A 261-nucleotide genomic window follows, 5' to 3' on the forward strand; every position below is an offset into this window, starting at 1 on the left:
GGTGTAAGTCTTGTTATTCATCAGTTTGGTCGAATGAGTCCATTTGCCGCCTGTCGGGTTGGATTCTTTCGTTTTCATAAAGGCTTCATACGAAAAAACAATCGTTTTTCCATTTTTCAATTTGTACTCTTCCCCGTTCCCCGCGATATAGCCGCCGCGTTTTTCATCGTAGACTTGTGCGCTTTCCCAAGCCAGGCTGCTGCAAGCCGTTGTTTGCGGTCGGCTGTTTGGGGTGGTCAAATCTTGGTATGTGCAAGTCAA

The 261-nt window shown here is 46.7% G+C and carries 1 pseudogene; it reads right to left on the bottom strand.

The features are described 5' to 3' along the window. Positions 1 to 240, bottom strand: a pseudogene (locus tag HMPREF3050_RS06430) (hypothetical protein); the annotation flags it as partial. Between the last annotated feature and the right edge of the window lie 21 nt (positions 241 to 261).

This window comes from Neisseria sp. HMSC065D04, assembly GCF_001815675.1.
In the GTDB taxonomy this organism is placed as follows: Bacteria; Pseudomonadota; Gammaproteobacteria; order Burkholderiales; family Neisseriaceae; genus Neisseria.